The sequence below is a fragment of the Corynebacterium halotolerans genome, from assembly GCF_050107895.1.
Classification (GTDB): Bacteria; Actinomycetota; Actinomycetes; order Mycobacteriales; family Mycobacteriaceae; genus Corynebacterium; species Corynebacterium halotolerans_B.
In genome coordinates, this window is the sequence record NZ_JBNILW010000003.1 from 252,413 (window position 1) to 269,903 (window position 17,491).

At 63.3% G+C, this 17,491-nt stretch carries 17 protein-coding genes; 6 read left to right on the plus strand and 11 right to left on the minus strand.

Features of this window, described 5'->3' with window-relative positions; all coding sequences use genetic code 11:
- The first annotated feature begins 466 nt into the window (after window positions 1–466).
- Window positions 467–1,006 carry a MarR family winged helix-turn-helix transcriptional regulator gene (locus tag ACQCVD_RS05115; RefSeq protein ID WP_426822671.1) on the plus strand — a complete coding sequence of 180 codons (540 nt, stop codon included), beginning with the start codon at window positions 467–469 and terminating at the stop codon, window positions 1,004–1,006.
- A gap of 120 nt (window positions 1,007–1,126) precedes the next feature.
- Here ACQCVD_RS05115 and ACQCVD_RS05120 read toward each other — a convergent pair whose 3' ends face one another.
- The 4 genes from ACQCVD_RS05120 to ACQCVD_RS05135 form a co-directional block, all read right to left on the minus strand.
- Window positions 1,127–2,098, minus strand: a complete 972-nt coding sequence (locus ACQCVD_RS05120; RefSeq protein WP_426822635.1) for an ABC transporter substrate-binding protein — start codon at window positions 2,096–2,098, stop codon at window positions 1,127–1,129.
- Window positions 2,099–2,166: 68 nt separating this feature from the next.
- On the minus strand, window positions 2,167–2,985 hold the full coding sequence (locus tag ACQCVD_RS05125; protein WP_426822636.1) for an ABC transporter ATP-binding protein: 819 nt from the start codon (window positions 2,983–2,985) through the stop codon (window positions 2,167–2,169).
- Complete coding sequence (locus ACQCVD_RS05130; protein WP_426822637.1) at window positions 2,978–3,721, minus strand: ABC transporter permease; 744 nt, start codon at window positions 3,719–3,721, stop codon at window positions 2,978–2,980. The genes ACQCVD_RS05125 and ACQCVD_RS05130 overlap by 8 nt, the downstream gene beginning before the upstream one ends.
- A gap of 191 nt (window positions 3,722–3,912) precedes the next feature.
- The gene (locus tag ACQCVD_RS05135; protein WP_426822638.1) at window positions 3,913–4,704 is read right to left on the minus strand and encodes an ABC transporter permease; all 792 of its coding nucleotides are present in this window, start codon (window positions 4,702–4,704) and stop codon (window positions 3,913–3,915) included.
- 927 nt (window positions 4,705–5,631) lie between these two features.
- On the opposite strand from ACQCVD_RS05135, the gene ACQCVD_RS05140 reads away from it, so the two are divergent.
- Both ACQCVD_RS05140 and ACQCVD_RS05145 read left to right on the plus strand, forming a co-directional pair.
- Window positions 5,632–5,814 carry a hypothetical protein gene (locus ACQCVD_RS05140; protein WP_426822639.1) on the plus strand — a complete coding sequence of 61 codons (183 nt, stop codon included), beginning with the start codon at window positions 5,632–5,634 and terminating at the stop codon, window positions 5,812–5,814.
- A 156-nt stretch (window positions 5,815–5,970) separates the two neighbouring features.
- Window positions 5,971–6,855: a DUF1906 domain-containing protein gene (locus tag ACQCVD_RS05145; protein WP_426822640.1), complete on the plus strand. Its 885-nt coding sequence runs from the start codon at window positions 5,971–5,973 to the stop codon at window positions 6,853–6,855.
- A gap of 9 nt (window positions 6,856–6,864) precedes the next feature.
- Here ACQCVD_RS05145 and ACQCVD_RS05150 read toward each other — a convergent pair whose 3' ends face one another.
- From ACQCVD_RS05150 to ACQCVD_RS05175, 6 genes are all read right to left on the minus strand, one after another.
- Window positions 6,865–7,749 carry a hypothetical protein gene (locus tag ACQCVD_RS05150; RefSeq protein ID WP_426822641.1) on the minus strand — a complete coding sequence of 295 codons (885 nt, stop codon included), beginning with the start codon at window positions 7,747–7,749 and terminating at the stop codon, window positions 6,865–6,867.
- Between the two features lie 87 nt (window positions 7,750–7,836).
- The gene (locus ACQCVD_RS05155; RefSeq protein ID WP_426822642.1) at window positions 7,837–9,483 is read right to left on the minus strand and encodes a solute symporter family protein; all 1,647 of its coding nucleotides are present in this window, start codon (window positions 9,481–9,483) and stop codon (window positions 7,837–7,839) included.
- A gap of 9 nt (window positions 9,484–9,492) precedes the next feature.
- Entirely contained in the window at window positions 9,493–9,774 is a 282-nt protein-coding gene (locus ACQCVD_RS05160) for a DUF485 domain-containing protein (protein WP_426822643.1), read from the minus strand.
- 406 nt (window positions 9,775–10,180) lie between these two features.
- Window positions 10,181–11,044 carry an aldo/keto reductase gene (locus tag ACQCVD_RS05165; RefSeq protein WP_426822644.1) on the minus strand — a complete coding sequence of 288 codons (864 nt, stop codon included), beginning with the start codon at window positions 11,042–11,044 and terminating at the stop codon, window positions 10,181–10,183.
- A gap of 91 nt (window positions 11,045–11,135) precedes the next feature.
- Entirely contained in the window at window positions 11,136–11,498 is a 363-nt protein-coding gene (gene fkpA / locus ACQCVD_RS05170) for an FKBP-type peptidyl-prolyl cis-trans isomerase FkpA (protein ID WP_426822645.1), read from the minus strand.
- Between the two features lie 146 nt (window positions 11,499–11,644).
- Window positions 11,645–12,958 (minus strand): citrate synthase, encoded by a 1,314-nt coding sequence (locus tag ACQCVD_RS05175; protein WP_426822646.1) that lies wholly within the window; start codon window positions 12,956–12,958, stop codon window positions 11,645–11,647.
- Between the two features lie 516 nt (window positions 12,959–13,474).
- Here ACQCVD_RS05175 and serC point away from each other — a divergent pair.
- The 3 genes from serC (at window position 13,475) to ACQCVD_RS05190 (ending at window position 16,628) form a co-directional block, all read left to right on the plus strand.
- Window positions 13,475–14,614 carry a phosphoserine transaminase gene (gene serC, locus ACQCVD_RS05180; protein ID WP_426822647.1) on the plus strand — a complete coding sequence of 380 codons (1,140 nt, stop codon included), beginning with the start codon at window positions 13,475–13,477 and terminating at the stop codon, window positions 14,612–14,614.
- Window positions 14,615–14,723: 109 nt separating this feature from the next.
- On the plus strand, window positions 14,724–15,698 hold the full coding sequence (gene sepH, locus ACQCVD_RS05185; protein WP_426822648.1) for a septation protein SepH: 975 nt from the start codon (window positions 14,724–14,726) through the stop codon (window positions 15,696–15,698).
- A gap of 21 nt (window positions 15,699–15,719) precedes the next feature.
- Window positions 15,720–16,628 carry a DUF6928 family protein gene (locus tag ACQCVD_RS05190; RefSeq protein ID WP_426822649.1) on the plus strand — a complete coding sequence of 303 codons (909 nt, stop codon included), beginning with the start codon at window positions 15,720–15,722 and terminating at the stop codon, window positions 16,626–16,628.
- Here ACQCVD_RS05190 and ACQCVD_RS05195 read toward each other — a convergent pair.
- Window positions 16,625–17,461 (minus strand): TrmH family RNA methyltransferase, encoded by an 837-nt coding sequence (locus ACQCVD_RS05195; RefSeq protein WP_426822650.1) that lies wholly within the window; start codon window positions 17,459–17,461, stop codon window positions 16,625–16,627. The two genes, ACQCVD_RS05190 and ACQCVD_RS05195, sit on opposite strands and share 4 nt — an antisense overlap.
- Between the last annotated feature and the right edge of the window lie 30 nt (window positions 17,462–17,491).

Genomic DNA, 17,491 nt, shown 5'->3' on the forward strand with positions numbered 1-17,491 from the left:
ACCACCAATCCCACCGCAATTAGGCCGAACCAACCATCACGAAGGGCCGGCAGGACATCCGCAGCCTGGGGCTAGTGGCCGTCTTTGACACCAGTACTCCGATCTCCTGCAGCACCGAACTCCCCGCCCCATGAGCCCAGCTTCAATGAGCTGGAAGCCGCTGAATTGCTCACGCACAGCCCGCCATTGTCGGTTGAGGGACCCTACCCGCGACGTTCGTTTCGGGGGACTGGGTCTCGGGACTGGTGTGTCCCGCGCCAATTCCTCAAGGGAGCACCCTATCGATACGATGAGCACCTGAAACGCTACGCGTTATTCTCCCGGCCACGCCCGGGAGGAGCCCCGCCCCAGCAGGCGCGTCCAGCAGCATAATCACTACCGACGATAGGATTCCACGGTGTCCGGTCCATACCCCCGCAAATCACATCCGGGCGCTTCCGAGCGCGGGATTGAAATCGTGCCGAGCATGCACCGCGATGCTGTCGATGCCATCATCGCCCAATGGCAGGTCGTCTTACCGGATATCGATGTCTCACCGCTGAAGGTCTTCGGGCGCCTACACCGCACGTTCCTGCTGTACCGCACGGAAATCAGTTCGCTGTTCGCCGAGCTGGGAACATCCGAACCCGGATTCGACGTTCTTGCCGCGCTCAGACGCGCCGAACCGTCCTACACGCTGACAGCGGGTGAATTAGCTGAACAGACTCTCGTGACCACCGGCGGCTTGACCCTACGGGTCAAGAAACTTGAGGAGGAGGGTCTCGTCGTCCGTCACCGTGACGCCAACGACCAACGAGTCATCCACGTCCAGCTCACGGCATCGGGAATGGAACTGATAGACCGAGCCGCTCGCTCGCACTACGAGAATCTCGGCCGGCTCAAGGCCGACCTGTCCGCTGAGGAAGCCGAACAGCTTTCCCATTTGTTGGCCCGGCTTTTCGAATCTATTTCCACCGCCGGTAGCGGCCGTGATCCTCGCGCCCCCGAGAGCCACACAAACACGTAGCGGCCCCGGGGGTCACGATTGAGGAAGCCCCCCGGATCACACGTTCTCGTGTGATCCGGGGGGAGATTGTGCCACAGGTTCAGCGGCATGCCGCTCCCCGTGCCATACCAGAGCCTACTCCTACGACTCTCCCTCCCAGATGAACTCGGAGGCATCGTAGTCTTCGCTGACAATCCCCTGCGAGATCATGAGATCGGCAATATGCTGAACGGCATCCGCGTCCATGACGGTGTAGAACACCGGCATCGGGAGTGTCTGAGCCGTCCCCTCGTCGATGTGCGCAATGGAGGGCAGCCAATCGCGCCATTCCTGCTCGTTCGCCAGAATATCCTCGTTGGCCGCATACAGGGCCCGAGAGAAGGCTGCAGCCGTGTTGGGATTGCTGTTCAAAAACGCCCTACCGGAGACGATATTGGACGTGGCAATCTTATTGTTCGGCCCATCGGTGAGATCGATGATCTGCCGCATCCCGGCATCCCATGCCGCACTGAGATAGGGCTCAGGTGAGTAACCCACGTCAATGGAGCCGGACTGCACACCAGCGAGCATCTCCGGGAACGGCACCTCGATGAAAGTCGGAGTGACGTCGACACCCAGATGGTCAGCAAGCGCGTTGAAGGTCACGTCGCCCGTGTTGTTGGTGTTATTGATGCCGATAGTCGCGCCGTCGAGATCCTCGATCCCCTGGATGTCCGAATCCGGCTTCACGTACATAGCGATTGAATTGTCAGCGGAACCACTCAACAGCGCAGCCGTATCGATCGGCATCCCATTGTCGGTGGCACTTACGGTGTTGAACGTCGTCGACGTTGTGAAGTCCAGCTCACCGCTGGCGACCATCTGCGCACCGACGGGCCCGCCCTGCACGGGCTCGATGGTGACGTTCAGCCCTTCAGCTTCAAAGAAGCCGTTCTCATCGGCCCACCACAGGGTAGAGAAGTCGGCGATGGGCAGGGCCCCGACAGTCACATCGGCCTGTTCGATTTCACCGTTTCCTGTGGCTGCCGTGTCGGCCTCTCCTCCACACGCGGCGGTGAATGCGAGGGCGGTGGCGGCAACGACCACACCGAGAGCTTTAGTTAGTTTGGACATTTTTCCTCCAATGATGGGTGAGCCTGGAATACGTTCGCGTATATCGTGGACGCGCGCCACGGTGGTTCTTAGGTGTTGAGAATTTCCTCGGAACTGGCTGATGGTCGGAGGAGGGCGGTCACGCGAGCACGGATGTCGATGAACTCCTTCGAGGTCTTGGTGCGCAGGTGATCGCGTGGACGCTCCAGGCCGACCTCGATCACTTCGGCCACGACACTCGGTGGCTTGGACAACACGACGATCTGGTCAGCGAGATAAACGCTTTCGTCGATATCGTGGGTCACCACCAGCACGGTGATCCCCAGGCGGGTCTGAATTGTCATGAGCAGATCTTCCAGATCCGCTCGGGTCTGGGCATCAACGGAGGCATATGGCTCGTCCATCAGCAACAACTTGGGCTGGGAGGCAAGCGCCCTGGCGATCGCCACTCGCTGCTGCATACCACCGGACATTTGCCAGGGATAGAGGTGTTCTTTACCAGACAGTCCCACAGCCTCGATGCTCTCTTCGACCCGCCTGTTCCGTTCGGGATTAGAAAGGCCCCTGATCGGGAATGCGATGTTCTTGTTGACCCGCATCCAGGGAAACAGCGAACGGGAATAGTCCTGGAATACCATGGCCAACCCCTCTGGAACCCCGGTCACCTCCTCTCCCTCGAAGAACGCGGTGCCGGCGGTAGGCTTGTCCAGGCCTGAGATCATTCGGAGCAGGGTGGACTTGCCGCATCCCGACGGGCCGACGATCACGGTTATCTTGTGCGCCGGCACGTCCGCTGTGATCGAGCGGACGGCGAGGTTATCACCGTACGTCTTGGATAGCCCGTCCAGTGTCAGCTCCGGTGGGGATGAGTTGATCACAGCGGGGGAATCAACTTTGGATTCAGTCATCATTTGCAGTAACTCCTATGTGCCACGCCAGAACGCGGTGTTCGATGGTCTTGAAGATGACGTTGAAGATCACACCGATGATTACGAGCATGATCAGTACTGCGAAGAAAGTGGAGAAGTCGAAGTTGCGCTGGGCTTGCACGAGCATGTAGCCGAGCCCGTTCTCCGAACGCTGCAACTCCGAGATGATCATCATGATCAGGGCATAGGACATCGAGGTGCGGATACCGGCGAAGATCTTCGGTGAGGCGCCGGGGAGGACGATACTGGCCAGGACCCGGTGGGCAGGGATTCGGAAGACCTGTGCTGCTTGCGATCTGGTCTCCCCCACCGCGCCAACCCCGTCGATGGTGTTGAGCAGGATCGGCCACACCACCGCGAACGCAATGAGGAAGACCTTCGGGGCATCGCCGACCCCGAACAAGAAGAAGAACACCCCCAGGAGCGCCGGTGAGGGCAATGACCGTCCCAGATGCACCAGTGGCTGGAAGAGACCCGTGAGGATAGTCGAGGTACCCAGTACCACGCCGACGGCGATACCGATGACAATTGCCAGCCCGAGCCCGCAGAGCGCTCGGAACAAGCTCGGAAAGGTGTGCGCGACGATCGCGTCCCCGACAATGAACTCGTCCCAGAACCGCAGCACGGCCTCGTGTGGGGCGGGAACAAACAGCCCGGTGATCTCCGTCTGCGAGATCCCCCACCACGCGGCGATGATTAGCACAGGCACGGACATACGCAGCAGTGCCGTCGACGCCGTCTTTCCCCCTCTCCCCCTTCGGTGTCTCGTCCCGGTTCGCATGCCCTTCGCCCCGTTTGAAGGCGAGGTCTGTCCCACACCTGTGGGGGACGTACTTTCCTGCTGGTGATAGGAGGTTTCGACCCCGGTAACCGGGTCGCTCGGTGTCACAGCTATTGATTGGCTAGTCATTGGCTAAGTCCCTTCTTCCAGGCAAAAACTAGAGAATCAGCACGCGCCATTACCAGGTTGACGATGACACCGATGAAGCCGGCGATGAGGGTCGCGGCGTAGACGATGTCCAGATTCGCTGCGTTTGCTGACTGGGTCAGAATGAATCCGCCGATACCGGAGCCATCCCCGACGAGCAGTTCCACCGACACTGCCACCAAGAGGCCGATCGACGCAGAGATTCGGATCCCGGTGAACGCGAACGGTAGCGCGGTAGGAATCTTGATCTTGGACAGGATCTGCATCTCGCTCATCCCGAATGTGCGGGCCGTGTTAACCGACGTGGGGTCCACTCCCCTCACTCCATACATGGTGTTGAGCAGGATCGGCCACACGCATGCCAGTGCGACGGCGAGCGAGAGGGCTACCATTCCGCGTCCCACGAGCAGAACCAGGATCGGGGCCAAGGCCACCGAGGGCAGCACCCGGAACGCCTCCACCGGCCATTCGAAGGCGATGTACGAGGAGGTGAACGCCCCCATCAGTCCGCCCAGCACCACCCCCACGACGGTGGCGATGATCATTCCGAGCGCCCACTCACCGAGGGTGAAGCCTACTTGCTGCCAGAACCCACCGTCAGGTACAAGGGCAACCGCCCCACTGATGACCTGGCTGGGGATCGGTAAACCTTCGGTCGCTATCAAGCCAGATCGAAGGAATATCTCGGCGACCACCCCGGATCCGATCACACCGATTGTGCCGAGCACTGCCGCACGCGACGTCGACAGTGGCTCGCGGATAGTCTTCATAGCTCACCCCTTTCTCTCACGGTCCGCCTGAAACCTTCAGCTTGTGGACCTGCAAATTAATTTAGCTAAAAGATACATGTTATATGTGATGAATGCAACAATATTTTGCGCTAATGTTTCAGATCACCCCTGGCATAAACGCACCTTAACCCCCAAATATCATTGGAGTGGCCCCTGCACATGAGTAGGGAACAGCATGACGGACGGCTGTTATGGAGCCGTATCCCTGATAGCTAAGTTAAATGGCAGGAAGCCCGGCCACCGGCTGGAAACCTGCTGTTTGCACAACTTCACTTAGCTGCGCGCGGTATCCTCGCGCCGAAAGTCCTCCCAGGCGTACCGCTGTCCCGGCACCGACAGGTCAGCACACTCGGCGGGCGCCCGGTATGGCACCACCGAATCCTCAATCACCTGGTCTGCCCCTGGAGAGCTGAACGAGCCCATTCGGAGACACACCGCACCGAGGAGACTCGCTCGAAGGCCACTCCACCGCGCCATTGGCCCACCCGACCACAGACTCCGAGAATGGCAATGAAGATCGGCCGGAAATCTGCACACCTTTCACAGAACTCGGACAGCCTGATGTACCCATGCACGGTTGGCCGGCCCTTTCGTTTTCACTCCCGTCCCCTACGGCAGCCCGACGCCACGCCCTTCGGTGGTGGGACATACCCAGTAGGCCTTTGCGGCTATCGTCTGGACAAGAACAGCAATCCAGCCCAGACGTCCGGAGAAGAAACCCCTCACCTGCCGTTCGGTCTTCCGGAGGCCGTCCAGCCCGATATTTCTTTCCTCCCCCAACTTTCCCGGTCATGCAACGATCCCGGCGCGCGGCCCCGTAGAAGGAGTATCCTGGGATGCCAAGGCGGTCGCCCGAGAAGGAGACCGCCGAGACACACCCTGATCCATCTCGAGAAAGGGCAGCTGATGAGCGATAACGACCAGAACAACCCGGACCCGAAGGAAAAGAAGGACAAGGCCGACTACCGGGCCAAGGAAGAGGACGAGAAGCGAGACAAGGAGGGCAACTTCGCGGAGGACCCCGAAGAGCTCGCCGATGAGTGGGGCGATGAGTCCTTCCCCACCAGTGATCCGCCGGCTAATTACTAACCCAGCCTTCTCCCCCGGCCAGTCGTGGACTGGCCGGGGTTTTCTTTGCCTTCTGTATTTATGGTGCAGGTGTCCACCGATTGATATTGTGACTGCTGTTGCCATTGTTCCTGTTGTGTCTCTACACAGCAGGCGGATCCCGAAGGAATTCCTGATATGACCCAGTCCCGCTTCTCCACCCCGATCAGCCGCCGAACCTTGTTCCGGGCGACCGCGGTCGCTCTCACCGCGGGCGTCGCCACGCAGGCCGCACCGCACGCTCTCGCAGCCCCCGGACCGGTTCTGGGAACCGTGATCGACTACGCCGCCGGCGTCCCTACTGCCCAGGCGATCAAGAACGCCGGGCACCTCGGCGCGGTGCGCTATGTCTCGGAACGTCGGCCGGGCACCGAGTCCTGGATGCTCGGCAAGCCGGTCACGGCCCGGGAGACCCGGGCGATGGCCGACCTGGGGCTGCAGACCGCGAGTGTCTACCAGTTCGGCAAGGCGGGGAATGCGGACTGGTTGCGGGGAGCTGCTGGGGCTGCCGTCCATGCCCCACAGGCCATCGCCCTGCATAAGGCGGCCGGTGGTCCCACCGGGTGTCCGATCTACGTCGCCATCGACGACAATCCCTCCCGCGACCAGTACAACAGACTGATCCGCCCCTATCTCCAGGCGTTCAAGGTTGCCCTGTCCGCCGCCGGCCTCCAGCTGGGCGTCTACGGCAACTACGACACGATCGACTGGGCCATCGCCGACGGTCTCGGCGAATTTTTCTGGCTACACAACTGGGGCTCGAACGGCCGGATCCACCAGCGCACCACACTGCACCAGATCCGCATCGACAAGGACACCGTGGGCGGCGTGGGTGTGGACATCAACAACGTCTACGCCCGGGATTGGGGCCAATGGACTCCGGGCCAGTCCGGTGGCGGGCTGCCGGGCATCCCCAGCTCCCCGGGAGAGTCCCTCACGATCAACGGCTCCTCCATGCCGAGTGCGGAGCAGATCCAGGAGGGCGCCCGCCTGCTCAATCAGCTCTCCAGCCAGATCCAGTAGAAGCTGCCCCTACAGCTCCATCCCGGGCAGATCCTCGATCTGGTAGCTCACCAGGCTGCTCAGATCCTCGGCGGAACCGGTGACCGCGGCCGCAGCCACCCAGTCCTCCCCGAAAGTGACGGAGGAGTGTAGCTGACGGTTGTCGGACCAGCCCCATTTCGTTCCCAGGGAACCAGACAGCACCGCGGTACCGAAATCCTGGTCATAGCCATCGGCGGCCACGTCCTCGGAGGCGGCCATGGCCACGAGAATGGGGTGGGTCATGTCGGACTCCATGAGCGCGGCGATGAAGGTCACCACGTCGTAGGTGGAGGTCACGCTGTATCCCCAGCGTTCGTCTCCACGGGTGGACAATAGCCCGTAGGTCTCGGCGGTCTCGTCGATCGAGTCCGGGTACTTTTCGTAGAGTTCCTCAGCCATGCGGTCATCGGAGGAACGGATCATCTCGATCGCTTCATAGATCTCGACGTTGCTGCCGTGCCGGAGCACGTAGTCCGCGATGTAGAGCTTGCTGAGGCTCAGCGCGGGGCGGGCGAAACGCTCCGTGGCGGTACCGGCGTGAAAGCCGTCCGTCAGCCGGACGAAGGTGACCTGGGAGCCGGTGGAGTTGCGGAGGAAGTCCTCCATCTCCCCTGCCGTCGCAGAAGTATCCGGGTTCCATCCCGCGGTTTCCGGGACATCCAGGACAGCGCGGCCGGCCGACTCATCAGCGCGACTGTTCAGAGTGATCGGGGAAGAGCTGCGGTCACCGCCGAAGACGACGACAACGGGGATGGCGAGCAGTGCGAGAACCATGATGATCGCCAGCACGGCACCGACTCGGCCACGCCGGCGTCCCGTGCCCCGCTGCATCATCTGCTCCCCCGCTCCCGCCCCGGAAGATCCTGAGGTCATGGCCATAGATAGTAGTACCGCCCTCGCAGCGGCTGCGAGGGCGGTACCGGTTAGCTCAGTATGCGCGAGACACGACTGTGGCGGTGACTAGTGGTCGACCGGAGCCTCCACGCCGACGCCGGTCAGGGAACGGACCTCCATCTCGGCGGCGAGGTGATCGAGGTTGTCCGGCTTCCCCACGTAGGTGCCGATGATGCCGGCGAGGAAGGCCAGCGGGATGGACACCAGGCCCGGGCTGGTCAGCGGGAAGATCGCCCAGTCGGCGCCGGGGATCATGGAGGTTTCGGTGCCCGAGACCGCCGGGGAGAAGAAGATCAGGACCAGGGCAGCGATCAGGCCGGTGTAGATCGAGGAGACCGCTCCGGTGGTGTTGAACTTCTTCCAGTACAGGGAGTACAGGATCGTCGGCAGGTTGGCGGACGCCGCGATGGCGAAGGCCAGGGACACCAGGAAGGCGACGTTCTGCTGCATCGCGAGGATGCCCAGAATGATCGAGGCGATGCCGATGACCACCACCGTGATGCGGGAGACGCGCACCTGCTCGGCCTCGGTGGACTGGCCGTCGCGGAAGACGGCGTCGTAGATGTCACGGCCGACGGAGGCGGACGCGGTGATCGCCAGACCGGCGACGACGGCCAGCACGGTGGCGAAGGCGACCGCGGAGATCAGGGCCATGAAGATCGGGCCACCCAGCTGGAGAGCCAGCAGCGGGGCAGCGGCGTTCGCCCCACCCGGGGCAGCGAGGATCGCATCCGGGCCGACCAGGGCGCCGGCGGCGTAGCCCAGGACCAGGGTCATGAGGTAGAAGGCGCCGATGAGGACGATGGCCCAGACCACGGACTTGCGGGCCTCCCGCGCCGTCGGCACGGTGTAGAAGCGCATCAGCACGTGCGGCAGACCGGCGGTACCCAGGACCAGGGACAGCCCCAGGGAGACGAAGTCCAGCTGCTTGGCGACGGTGGCCCCGTACTGCAGACCCGGGTTCAGAATATCTGTGGCCTCATAACCGCGATCGATGATCGCCTGGGAACCGGCGTGCATGCTGACAGCCTCATCGAGCAGGGTGTTGAAGCCACCACCGATGGCGACGAATGCCCAGACCGTCATGACGGCCACGCCGGAAACCAGCAGAACTGCCTTGATCATCTGGACGTAGGTGGTGCCCTTCATTCCGCCGATCAGGACATAGGCGATCATGATGACACCGACGATGGCGATGACGATGGCCTGCGAGGCGAAGCCGTGCAGATCGAGCAGCACAGAAACCAGGGAGCCGGCGCCGGCCATCTGCGCGATCAGGTAGAACAGCGAGACGAACAGGGTAGCGAAGGCCGCCGCGATGCGGACCGGCTTCTGCCGCAACCGGAAGGAGAGCACGTCCGCCATCGTGAAGCGGCCGACGTTGCGCAGCGGCTCGGCGACCAGCAGCAGCGCCACCAGCCAGGCCACGAAGAAGCCGACGGAGTACAGGAAGCCGTCATAACCGTTCAGCGCGATGGCGCCGACGATACCCAGGAAGGACGCGGCGGACAGGTAGTCACCCGCGATGGCCAGGCCGTTCTGGGTGCCGGAGAAGGAGGCGCCACCGGTGTAGAAGTCCGAGGCCTCCTTGGTGGACTTACCGGCCCGCAGCACCACGGTCATGGTGATCACGATGAAGGCGACGAAGACCACGATGTTCAGGACGGGGTTTCCCGCCTGAATGTCCTGCGCAAGAATCTGCGTGTTATTCATGTTGCACTCCTAGCCTTCCATTGCTTCGCGGATGGCGGTCTGACGGGGCTCGAGGTTCTTGTTCGCGAACCGGATGTAGATGGCGGTGATCAGGAAGGTCGTCACGAACTGCGCGAGACCGAGAATGATGCCGATGTTGAAGCCGGGGATCGGCTCAATCGCCATGACATCCGGGAGGAAGGTGGCCACCACCACATAGGCGATGTACCACACGAAAAACGCCACCGACATGGGGAAGGCGAAACCCCGGAACTTGGAGCGCAGGTCCTGAAATTCAGGGCTCTTCTGCATAGCCACGAATTCTTCGGAGGTCGGCTCCCGCCGCTGTTTAATCTGAGGTGTGGAGCTCACTGGCTTCTCATCTCACTTTCTCTACCGTTGAAACGGTGCTGGGGACGACAGGGGTTGTCCCGCCCTGTGGGTACGGTCACAATCCCAGTTGCTAACTTAAGTTACCCAACTCACAGTGCAATGATTAAGTGAATGCCGTGACTTCCTGAGCTCCACGCCAGAAAGCACCCCCGATCCTCCCAATATCCTGCAGTGATATAAGTTCCCTGCCCACCCCCGAAACCTGAAGATTCTTCCATCTGCCAATCATGCAAAGGGGGTCATGGCAACATTCACTGTCTTCACTCACCTTGCCGATGCCGTCACTGAGACAGGAATACGTCTCCCCCGCCATCGGCGACGGGAACTACCCGGCTTCCCCGGGATAGGTCAGCGGGTCGCCGAAGATCCGGCCGAACCCCCTGAGATCATCCAGGGCCAAGATCTGATTGACCTGACCGGGCGAGAGTTCGAAATCAAAGAGATCGAAGTTCTCCCGGAGCCGCAGCTCGCCCGCCGTCTTCGGGACGACGGAAACATCCAACTGGATCAGCCAGCGCAGGATCACCTGGGCCGACGAGCGCCCCACCTGGTCCGCGATATCCGCGATCACCGGGTTCTGGAGGAGGATTCCCCGCCCCAGGGGGGACCAGGCCTCGCTGATCACCCCCAGCTCCTCATGCACGGCCCGCAGGGGTGCCTGCGAGAACCCCGGGTGCATCTCCACCTGGTTCACTGCGGGGGTGACGCCGGTGTCGGCGACAAGTTCCCGCAGCGTTTCCTCATAGAAATTGGCCACCCCGATGGACTGCACGGTGCCAAGTCCCTGGATCTTGGCGATGGCAGCGAAGGTCTCCGCATACAAACCCCGTTGCGGCCAGGGCCAGTGGATCAGGTAGAGATCAAGGTAATCCAGCCCGAGCCGGGACAGAGAGCCCTGGAAGGCCCGGGAAGCCCGTTCCGCCCCCTGGTCCTCATTCCGGACCTTCGAGGTGATGAAGAGCTCCTCCCGCGTGACGTCGCCCGCCCGGATGGCGTCGGCGACGGCCCGGCCGATCATCTCCTCATTGTCATATGACGCTGCGGTGTCGATGTGGCGGTAACCGAGGGCGATCGCCTCCCGGACCACACGCAGCGTCTCCTCCCCCTCCAGCTTCCAGGTCCCCAATCCCAGCTGGGGCATCTCCGTGCCGTCATTAAGTGTCAGGTTCGGTACATTCATGTCACTCATGCCCCCATTCAACACCGAAAGCCCGCACGGCGGGGACAAAAGAGGGCAAGCCGAAACTGGCTTGCCCTCCCGATGCCGGATTGCCGCGGAATTACCCGCCGACACCCAGCAGGTCGATCACGAAGACGAGCGTCCGGCCCGACAGCGGGTGTCCACCGCCGGCGGGGCCGTAGGCGGCCTCCGGGGGGATGGTCAGCTGCCGACGACCGCCGACCTTCATGCCCGGGATACCTTCCTGCCAGCCGGCGATGAGACCGGTCAGCGGGAATTCGATGCTCTGACCACGGTCCCAGGAGGAGTCAAACTCCTGGCCCGTCTCGAAGTCGAAGCCGACGTAGTGAACCTCAACGAGGCCACCGCCCTGCGCCTCCTCACCCTCGCCCTCGATGAGGTCGACGATGACGAGGTCCTCTGGGGCGGGACCGGTCGGGGTCTCGATTTGCGGCTTTTCCATGAGGTGAAACTCCTTGGATTCTTAAAGATATTGCGTCTGGTTCCGACCCAGGAAACGGCAAAACGGGCCGGACGCTTCCCAGACAGTATATGTGTCTGGTCCGGCATCCGGCCCGTCGGGCGCGACGGTGCGGCGGAGTCTAGCCCTTAGCGCTGCTCACGCGGGGTGAACTTGCGCAGCGTCTCACCGGTGTAGATCTGCCGGGGACGGTTGATCTTGGTGTTCATCTCCAGCTGCTCGCGGAAGTGCGCGATCCAGCCCGGCAGGCGGCCGATGGCGAACAGGACAGTGAAGAAGTCCGTCGGGAAGCCCATGGCGCGGTAGATCAGGCCGGTGTAGAAGTCCACGTTCGGGTAGAGCTTGCGGGAGACGAAGTAGTCATCGTTGAGCGCAATCTCCTCGAGCCTGAGCGCGAGGTCCAGCAGGTCGTCGCCGCCGAGGTGCTCCAGAATCTCGTGGGCGGTCTCCTTGACGATCTGCGCACGCGGATCGTAGTTCTTGTAGACGCGGTGGCCGAAGCCCATCAGACGCACGCCGTCGACCTTGTTCTTGACGCGGTTCATGAACTCGGTGGCATCGCCATCATGGTTGTTCTTGATGTCTTCCAGCATCTCCAGGACGGCCTGGTTGGCGCCGCCGTGCAGCGGGCCGGACAGGGCGTTGATGCCGCCGGCGACGGAGGCGAACATGTTCGCCTGGGCCGAGCCGATCATGCGGACCGTGGAGGTGGAGCAGTTCTGCTCGTGGTCGGCGTGCAGGATCAGCAGCTTGTCCAGGGCCTTGACCAGGATCGGATCGATCTCGTAGGGCTCGGTCGGGTAGCCGAACATCATGCGCAGGAAGTTCTCGCGGGCGTTGAGCGAGTTATCCGGGTACATGTAGGGCTTGCCACGGGAAGCACGGTAGGCGTAAGCGGCCAGCATCGGCACCTTGGCCATCAGCCGCACGGTAGCCTTGTCCAGCTGCTCTTCGTTCAGCGGATCGAGCTGGTCCTGGTAGTAGGTGGACAGGATGTTCACCGAGGACGCGAGCACGGCCATGGGGTGAGCGTTGCGCGGGAAGATGTTGAACTGGGACTTGAAGTCCTCGTCCAGCAGGGTGTGGTGCCGGATCTCATCGTTGAAGTGGTGCAGCTGGTCCAGGGTCGGCAGCTCGCCCTTGATCAGGAGGTAGGAAACCTCGTTGAAGGTGGCGTTCTGGGCGAGGTCTGCGATGTCATAACCGCGGTAGCGGAGAATGCCGTTGCCACCGTCGATGTAGGTGATCTTGGACTCCGTGGAACCGGTACTGACGTAACCGGGGTCAAAGGTGACGTAGCCGGTCTCGCTGAGCATCTTGTTCAGGTCAACGCCCGAGTTTCCCTCGGTGGCCTGCTTGATGTCCATCTCAAATTCACCACCGGGGTAGTGAAGTACGGCCTTTTCCTTGTTGTCAGAAGCCACAGTTTCCCTTTCAAACATCAGTTGTCAAAAATATTCCCGGACCGGGACAGCCGCCGGTCACGACCGGCGACCTGACGGCTTGCAGGCACTCTTTTTTCGAAGAGCGAACCTCAATTCACGCTATACCCGCCGGGAAGCGTGAGTCATATTTCAACCCGTATCGACGCTACCACGTACGGCAGTACGTGAATCCGGTTAAGCCAAGGACTGACCACCCTTCGCCGCAATCCAGATCCGCACTATTGAATTATCCGTTCCGGCATGCTCCCGCACCCCTTCCCAGCTTGCGAAACGCCGGGATTCCCCCGACATCGCGCGCCCGCGACAGGACACGTAATGGAACTGGACACAGTCTAGCAAACTTTGTGATAGCAACAACACGCATGCTGCCGTATCCACAACCCGCAAGGCCACCCGCCACCACCCCCGCTTGGAGTGGGAAGCGCCGCAGCGCCTACCTATTCATCAACCGGTATGGCTAAAGTGAGTGAGGTCCAGTTTCTATTGTGAGCGACGCGAAAGTGTGCAGGAGACATGACCGAGACCTCCCAGTTCCCGACCCTTCCAGACGAGCTGCTGCCCAGCGATGGCCGCTTCGGCTGTGGCCCCTCCAAGGTACGCCCCGCGCAGATCCAGGCGGTCGTCGACGGTGCCCAGACCGTGATCGGCACCTCCCACCGCCAGCCGCCAGTGAAGAATGTCGTCGGCTCCGTGCGCGAGGGTCTGGCGGAGCTCTTCTCCCTGCCCGAGGGCTATGAGATCGTGACCTCGCTGGGTGGGGCCACGGCATTCTGGGATGCCGCCACCTTCGGCCTGATCGAACGTAAGTCGGGTCACCTCTCCTTCGGTGAGTTCTCCTCCAAGTTCGCGAAGGCCGCGAAGCAGGCTCCCTGGCTGGAGGACCCCACGGTCCTGGAGGCCCCCACCGGGGATGCTCCCGAGCCGCAGGCCATCGACGGCGCCGATGTGATCGCCTGGGCCCACAATGAGACTTCCACCGGCGCCATGGTCCCGGTGACCCGCCCGGCAGGCTCCAACGGCTCGCTGGTCACCATCGACGCCACCTCCGGTGCCGGCGGGCTGCCCGTCGACATCGCGGAATCAGACGTCTATTACTTCTCCCCGCAGAAGTGCTTCGCCTCCGACGGTGGCCTCTGGCTGGCGGCCATGTCGCCGGCCGCCCTGGAGCGGATCGAGAAGATCAACGCCTCCGACCGCTTCATCCCGGCCTTCCTGAACCTGCAGACCGCCGTGGACAACTCGCGGAAGAACCAGACCTACAACACCCCGGCTGTCGCCACCCTGCTGATGCTCGACGCCCAGGTGAAGTGGATGAACGCCAACGGTGGTCTTGACGGCATGGTCGCCCGCACCACCGCCTCCTCGGACACCCTCTACAAGTGGGCCGAGCAGCGTTCGGAGACCACCCCCTATGTCTCGGACCCCGCCAAGCGCTCCCTGGTGGTCGGCACCATCGACTTCGACGAGTCCGTCGACGCCGCCGCGCTGGCCAAGATCCTGCGGGCCAACGGCATCCTCGATGTCGAGCCCTACCGTAAGCTGGGCCGCAACCAGCTGCGCGTCGGCATGTTCCCGGCGATCGAGACCACCGACGTCGAGAAGCTGACCAAGGCGGTCGATTTCATTCTCGACGGCGGCCATGCGCGCGCTTAACCAGCGATAACCGCAGAACATCCGCCGCAGCCTCCCGCGCTGCGGCGCTTTTCTGCGTTAGGGTTGGAAGGGACACCCGACCTGCCCACCATCTTCGAAGGAGAACGGCATGCGCGAGCTTTTTCTCGTCAGCAGTGAATCGACGGAGTCGTCCCTGGTATTCCGTACGACTGCGGAACCGGACGAGTCCGCCGAGCAGTTCTTCCTCGCCGTCGATGACAATCTCCGGGCGGTGCTGCTGGGGCGGCGGCCCGCCACGCCAGAACCCGCCGAGCCGCGGGAGGAGCTACCGGCGGAACCGGCCAAGCGCCCGGTTCCCGCGCCCGCGCCACCGAGGGAACCTCGTCCGTTACCGGATCCGGATCCCCGGCTCTCCACCCCCATGAACCTGCGGCCCCGGGAGATTCAGGACCGGATCCGGGGCGGCACCTCACTCGCCGACCTCGCCGAGGAAATGGGCGTGACTGAGGCGCGGGTGGAGCCCTTCGCGCATCCGGTACTGCTGGAGCGGGCGCGGGTGGCGGAGCTGGCGAAGCAGGCCCACCCGGTACGGGATGACGGTCCCGCCAAGCTCACCCTGGCGGAAGTGCTCGCGACCGCCTTCGCCGCCCGGGGCACGGACCTGACCACCGCCGTGTGGGACGCCTACCGCGATTCCTCCGGCCAGTGGGTCATCCGGGTCTCCTGGCGTGCCGGTCACAGCGACAATGTCGCCGAGTGGACCTTCCAGAACCACACCACCAGCTCCCCCACCGCGGTCGCCCGCAACGGCGTGGCCGCTGACCTGACGGACCCGGACTTCATCGAACCGGTCCGTTCCCTGACCTCGATCGGTTCGGACGGAGGTCGCTATTACGAGGAACTGGCCGAACCCGCGGAACAGCCGGGCTCCCAGCAACCCGACCCCGTGCGGGACCGTGATGATCTGCAGCCGGTGCCGGTTGAGCAGGAGTCCGAGGAAGATGAGCTGCGGGACCCGGAGCCCGAGCAGGCACCGCAGAAGCGGCGCCGCAAGGCGGTGACCCCGCATTGGGAGGACGTCCTGTTGGGCGTGCGCACCAACACCAAGCGTCCGAGAAACTGATCCGGGCGGGGATGAGGCGAGATGGATTTCTGGGACCGTGATGAGACCTCGAGTGGCGTGGTCGTCACCCTCTGGTTTGTCACCACAGACTCCCCTGCCGCTGTCATTGAGGCGGAACCTCGGGCGGACCGTGGATTCGGACGCAAGTATCTGGCACAGCTGAATCCCGCCTGGCCGATCAGCCCGATCGGCCAGTTCCCGCTCAACCGTTCCACCCCGGCCTCACCCGGGGAGTTTTATGTGGCGGGTTTCCCCGGCATCACCATCGTGCAGACCGTGGTGGAGGAACTGACGCTCCTTTCCGAACTCAGCCCGCAGCTGCTGGGTTCAGTGAAGGCACCCACGGTCTATGCCTTTGCCGCCAATGAAACCACCGGCTTCGGCGGTTTCGCCCGCTGGCAGGACGGGCAGCTCAAGCGCTCCCTCTGCGCCCGCCCCATGGAACTGATCGAGGATCAGGGGCTCCCCGAACCCTTCGAGAACCCCTATTGGGCGGGGCAGCGGGGGGAACAGCTGGGTGGGATCTACCTGCCCTTCCGTCCGACGGAACTGGTCGCAGAGGCGGAACGCACCTGGCTGGGGGTGGAGGTCTCCCCGGAGGGCCCGGACATCAACGTCGTGGCCTACGCGGTGGACGGCCGACCGGAACCGAAGGTGGAACCGCACCCCACCACCCGCATGCGCAGTGTCAGCCAGATCGCCAGCGCCGCCTCCGCCCGTCTCGGACTGGGAGCCAACCGCAGCGGGTATGACGACTATGAGGAAGCCTCCGACGGCCCCTCAACCGTCTCCGGAGCCGGTACCGAGGCCGCCCGTCTCGCCGGGGCAGCGGCGGGCGTCGCGAAGCGGCTGGGAAAGGGGCTCTGGCACCGGGCGAAGCAGACCCGGGCCACGGTGGCGGAGAAACTCCGGCACACTGACCGCCCCTAGCGCAGGGAGCGCTGCCGCTCGTAGAAGGAGACGGCCGCCGCCGTCGCCACGTTCAGGGAGTCGGTGTCCGGGGCCATGGGGATCCGGGCCCGGACGTCCGTCGCCCGCATGGCGTGCTCGGTCAGTCCGGGCCCCTCACCACCGACCAGCAGCGCGACCTTCTCCCAGGGACGACCTGCGGCGTCGACCAGTGCCCCGGCCAGGTCCTGCGCCGCAGGGTCCGGGGTCAGTGACACCAGCCGGAAGCCCGCGGCCCGCAGTTCCTCGAGCTCGCGTTGCCAGGTGGTGAAGGTGCCCGAAAAATGCGCGTACGGGGTCCGCAGGACATGTCCCATGGACACCCGGACCGACCGGCGGTAGAGCGGGTCCGCGCAGCCGTTGCCGAAGAGCACGGCGTCGATTCCCAGCCCGGCGGCGTTGCGGAACAGCGAGCCGATGTTCTCGTGGTCTCCCACGCCCTCCAGAACCACCACGGAGCGGGCGGGGGCGATCACCTCGGACACCGGGGCCTCGGGCACCCGGTCGGCCGCCGCCAGTAGTCCGCGGTGCAGGTCGAACCCGGCGACCTGTTTCAGCGCCTCCCGTTCTACCTCGTAGACGGGGATCCCGGCTGGAACATCCTGCTCCGCAAGGAAGCTCGCCAGTCGGGAACCGAAGCCCACCAGGGCACGCACCGGGAAGCGGGACGCAAGAAGCCGACCCACCACCAGGGGCCCCTCCGCGATCACCAACCCCTTCCCGCCCGGTAGATCGGGGCGGTTGTCGGAGCGGTTGAGGTCGCGGAAGTCATCCAGGCGGGGGTCGGCCGGGTCAGTGATGCGGATCGGGTTCACACGCCCATGCTAGAGCGGGTGCTTCGACAG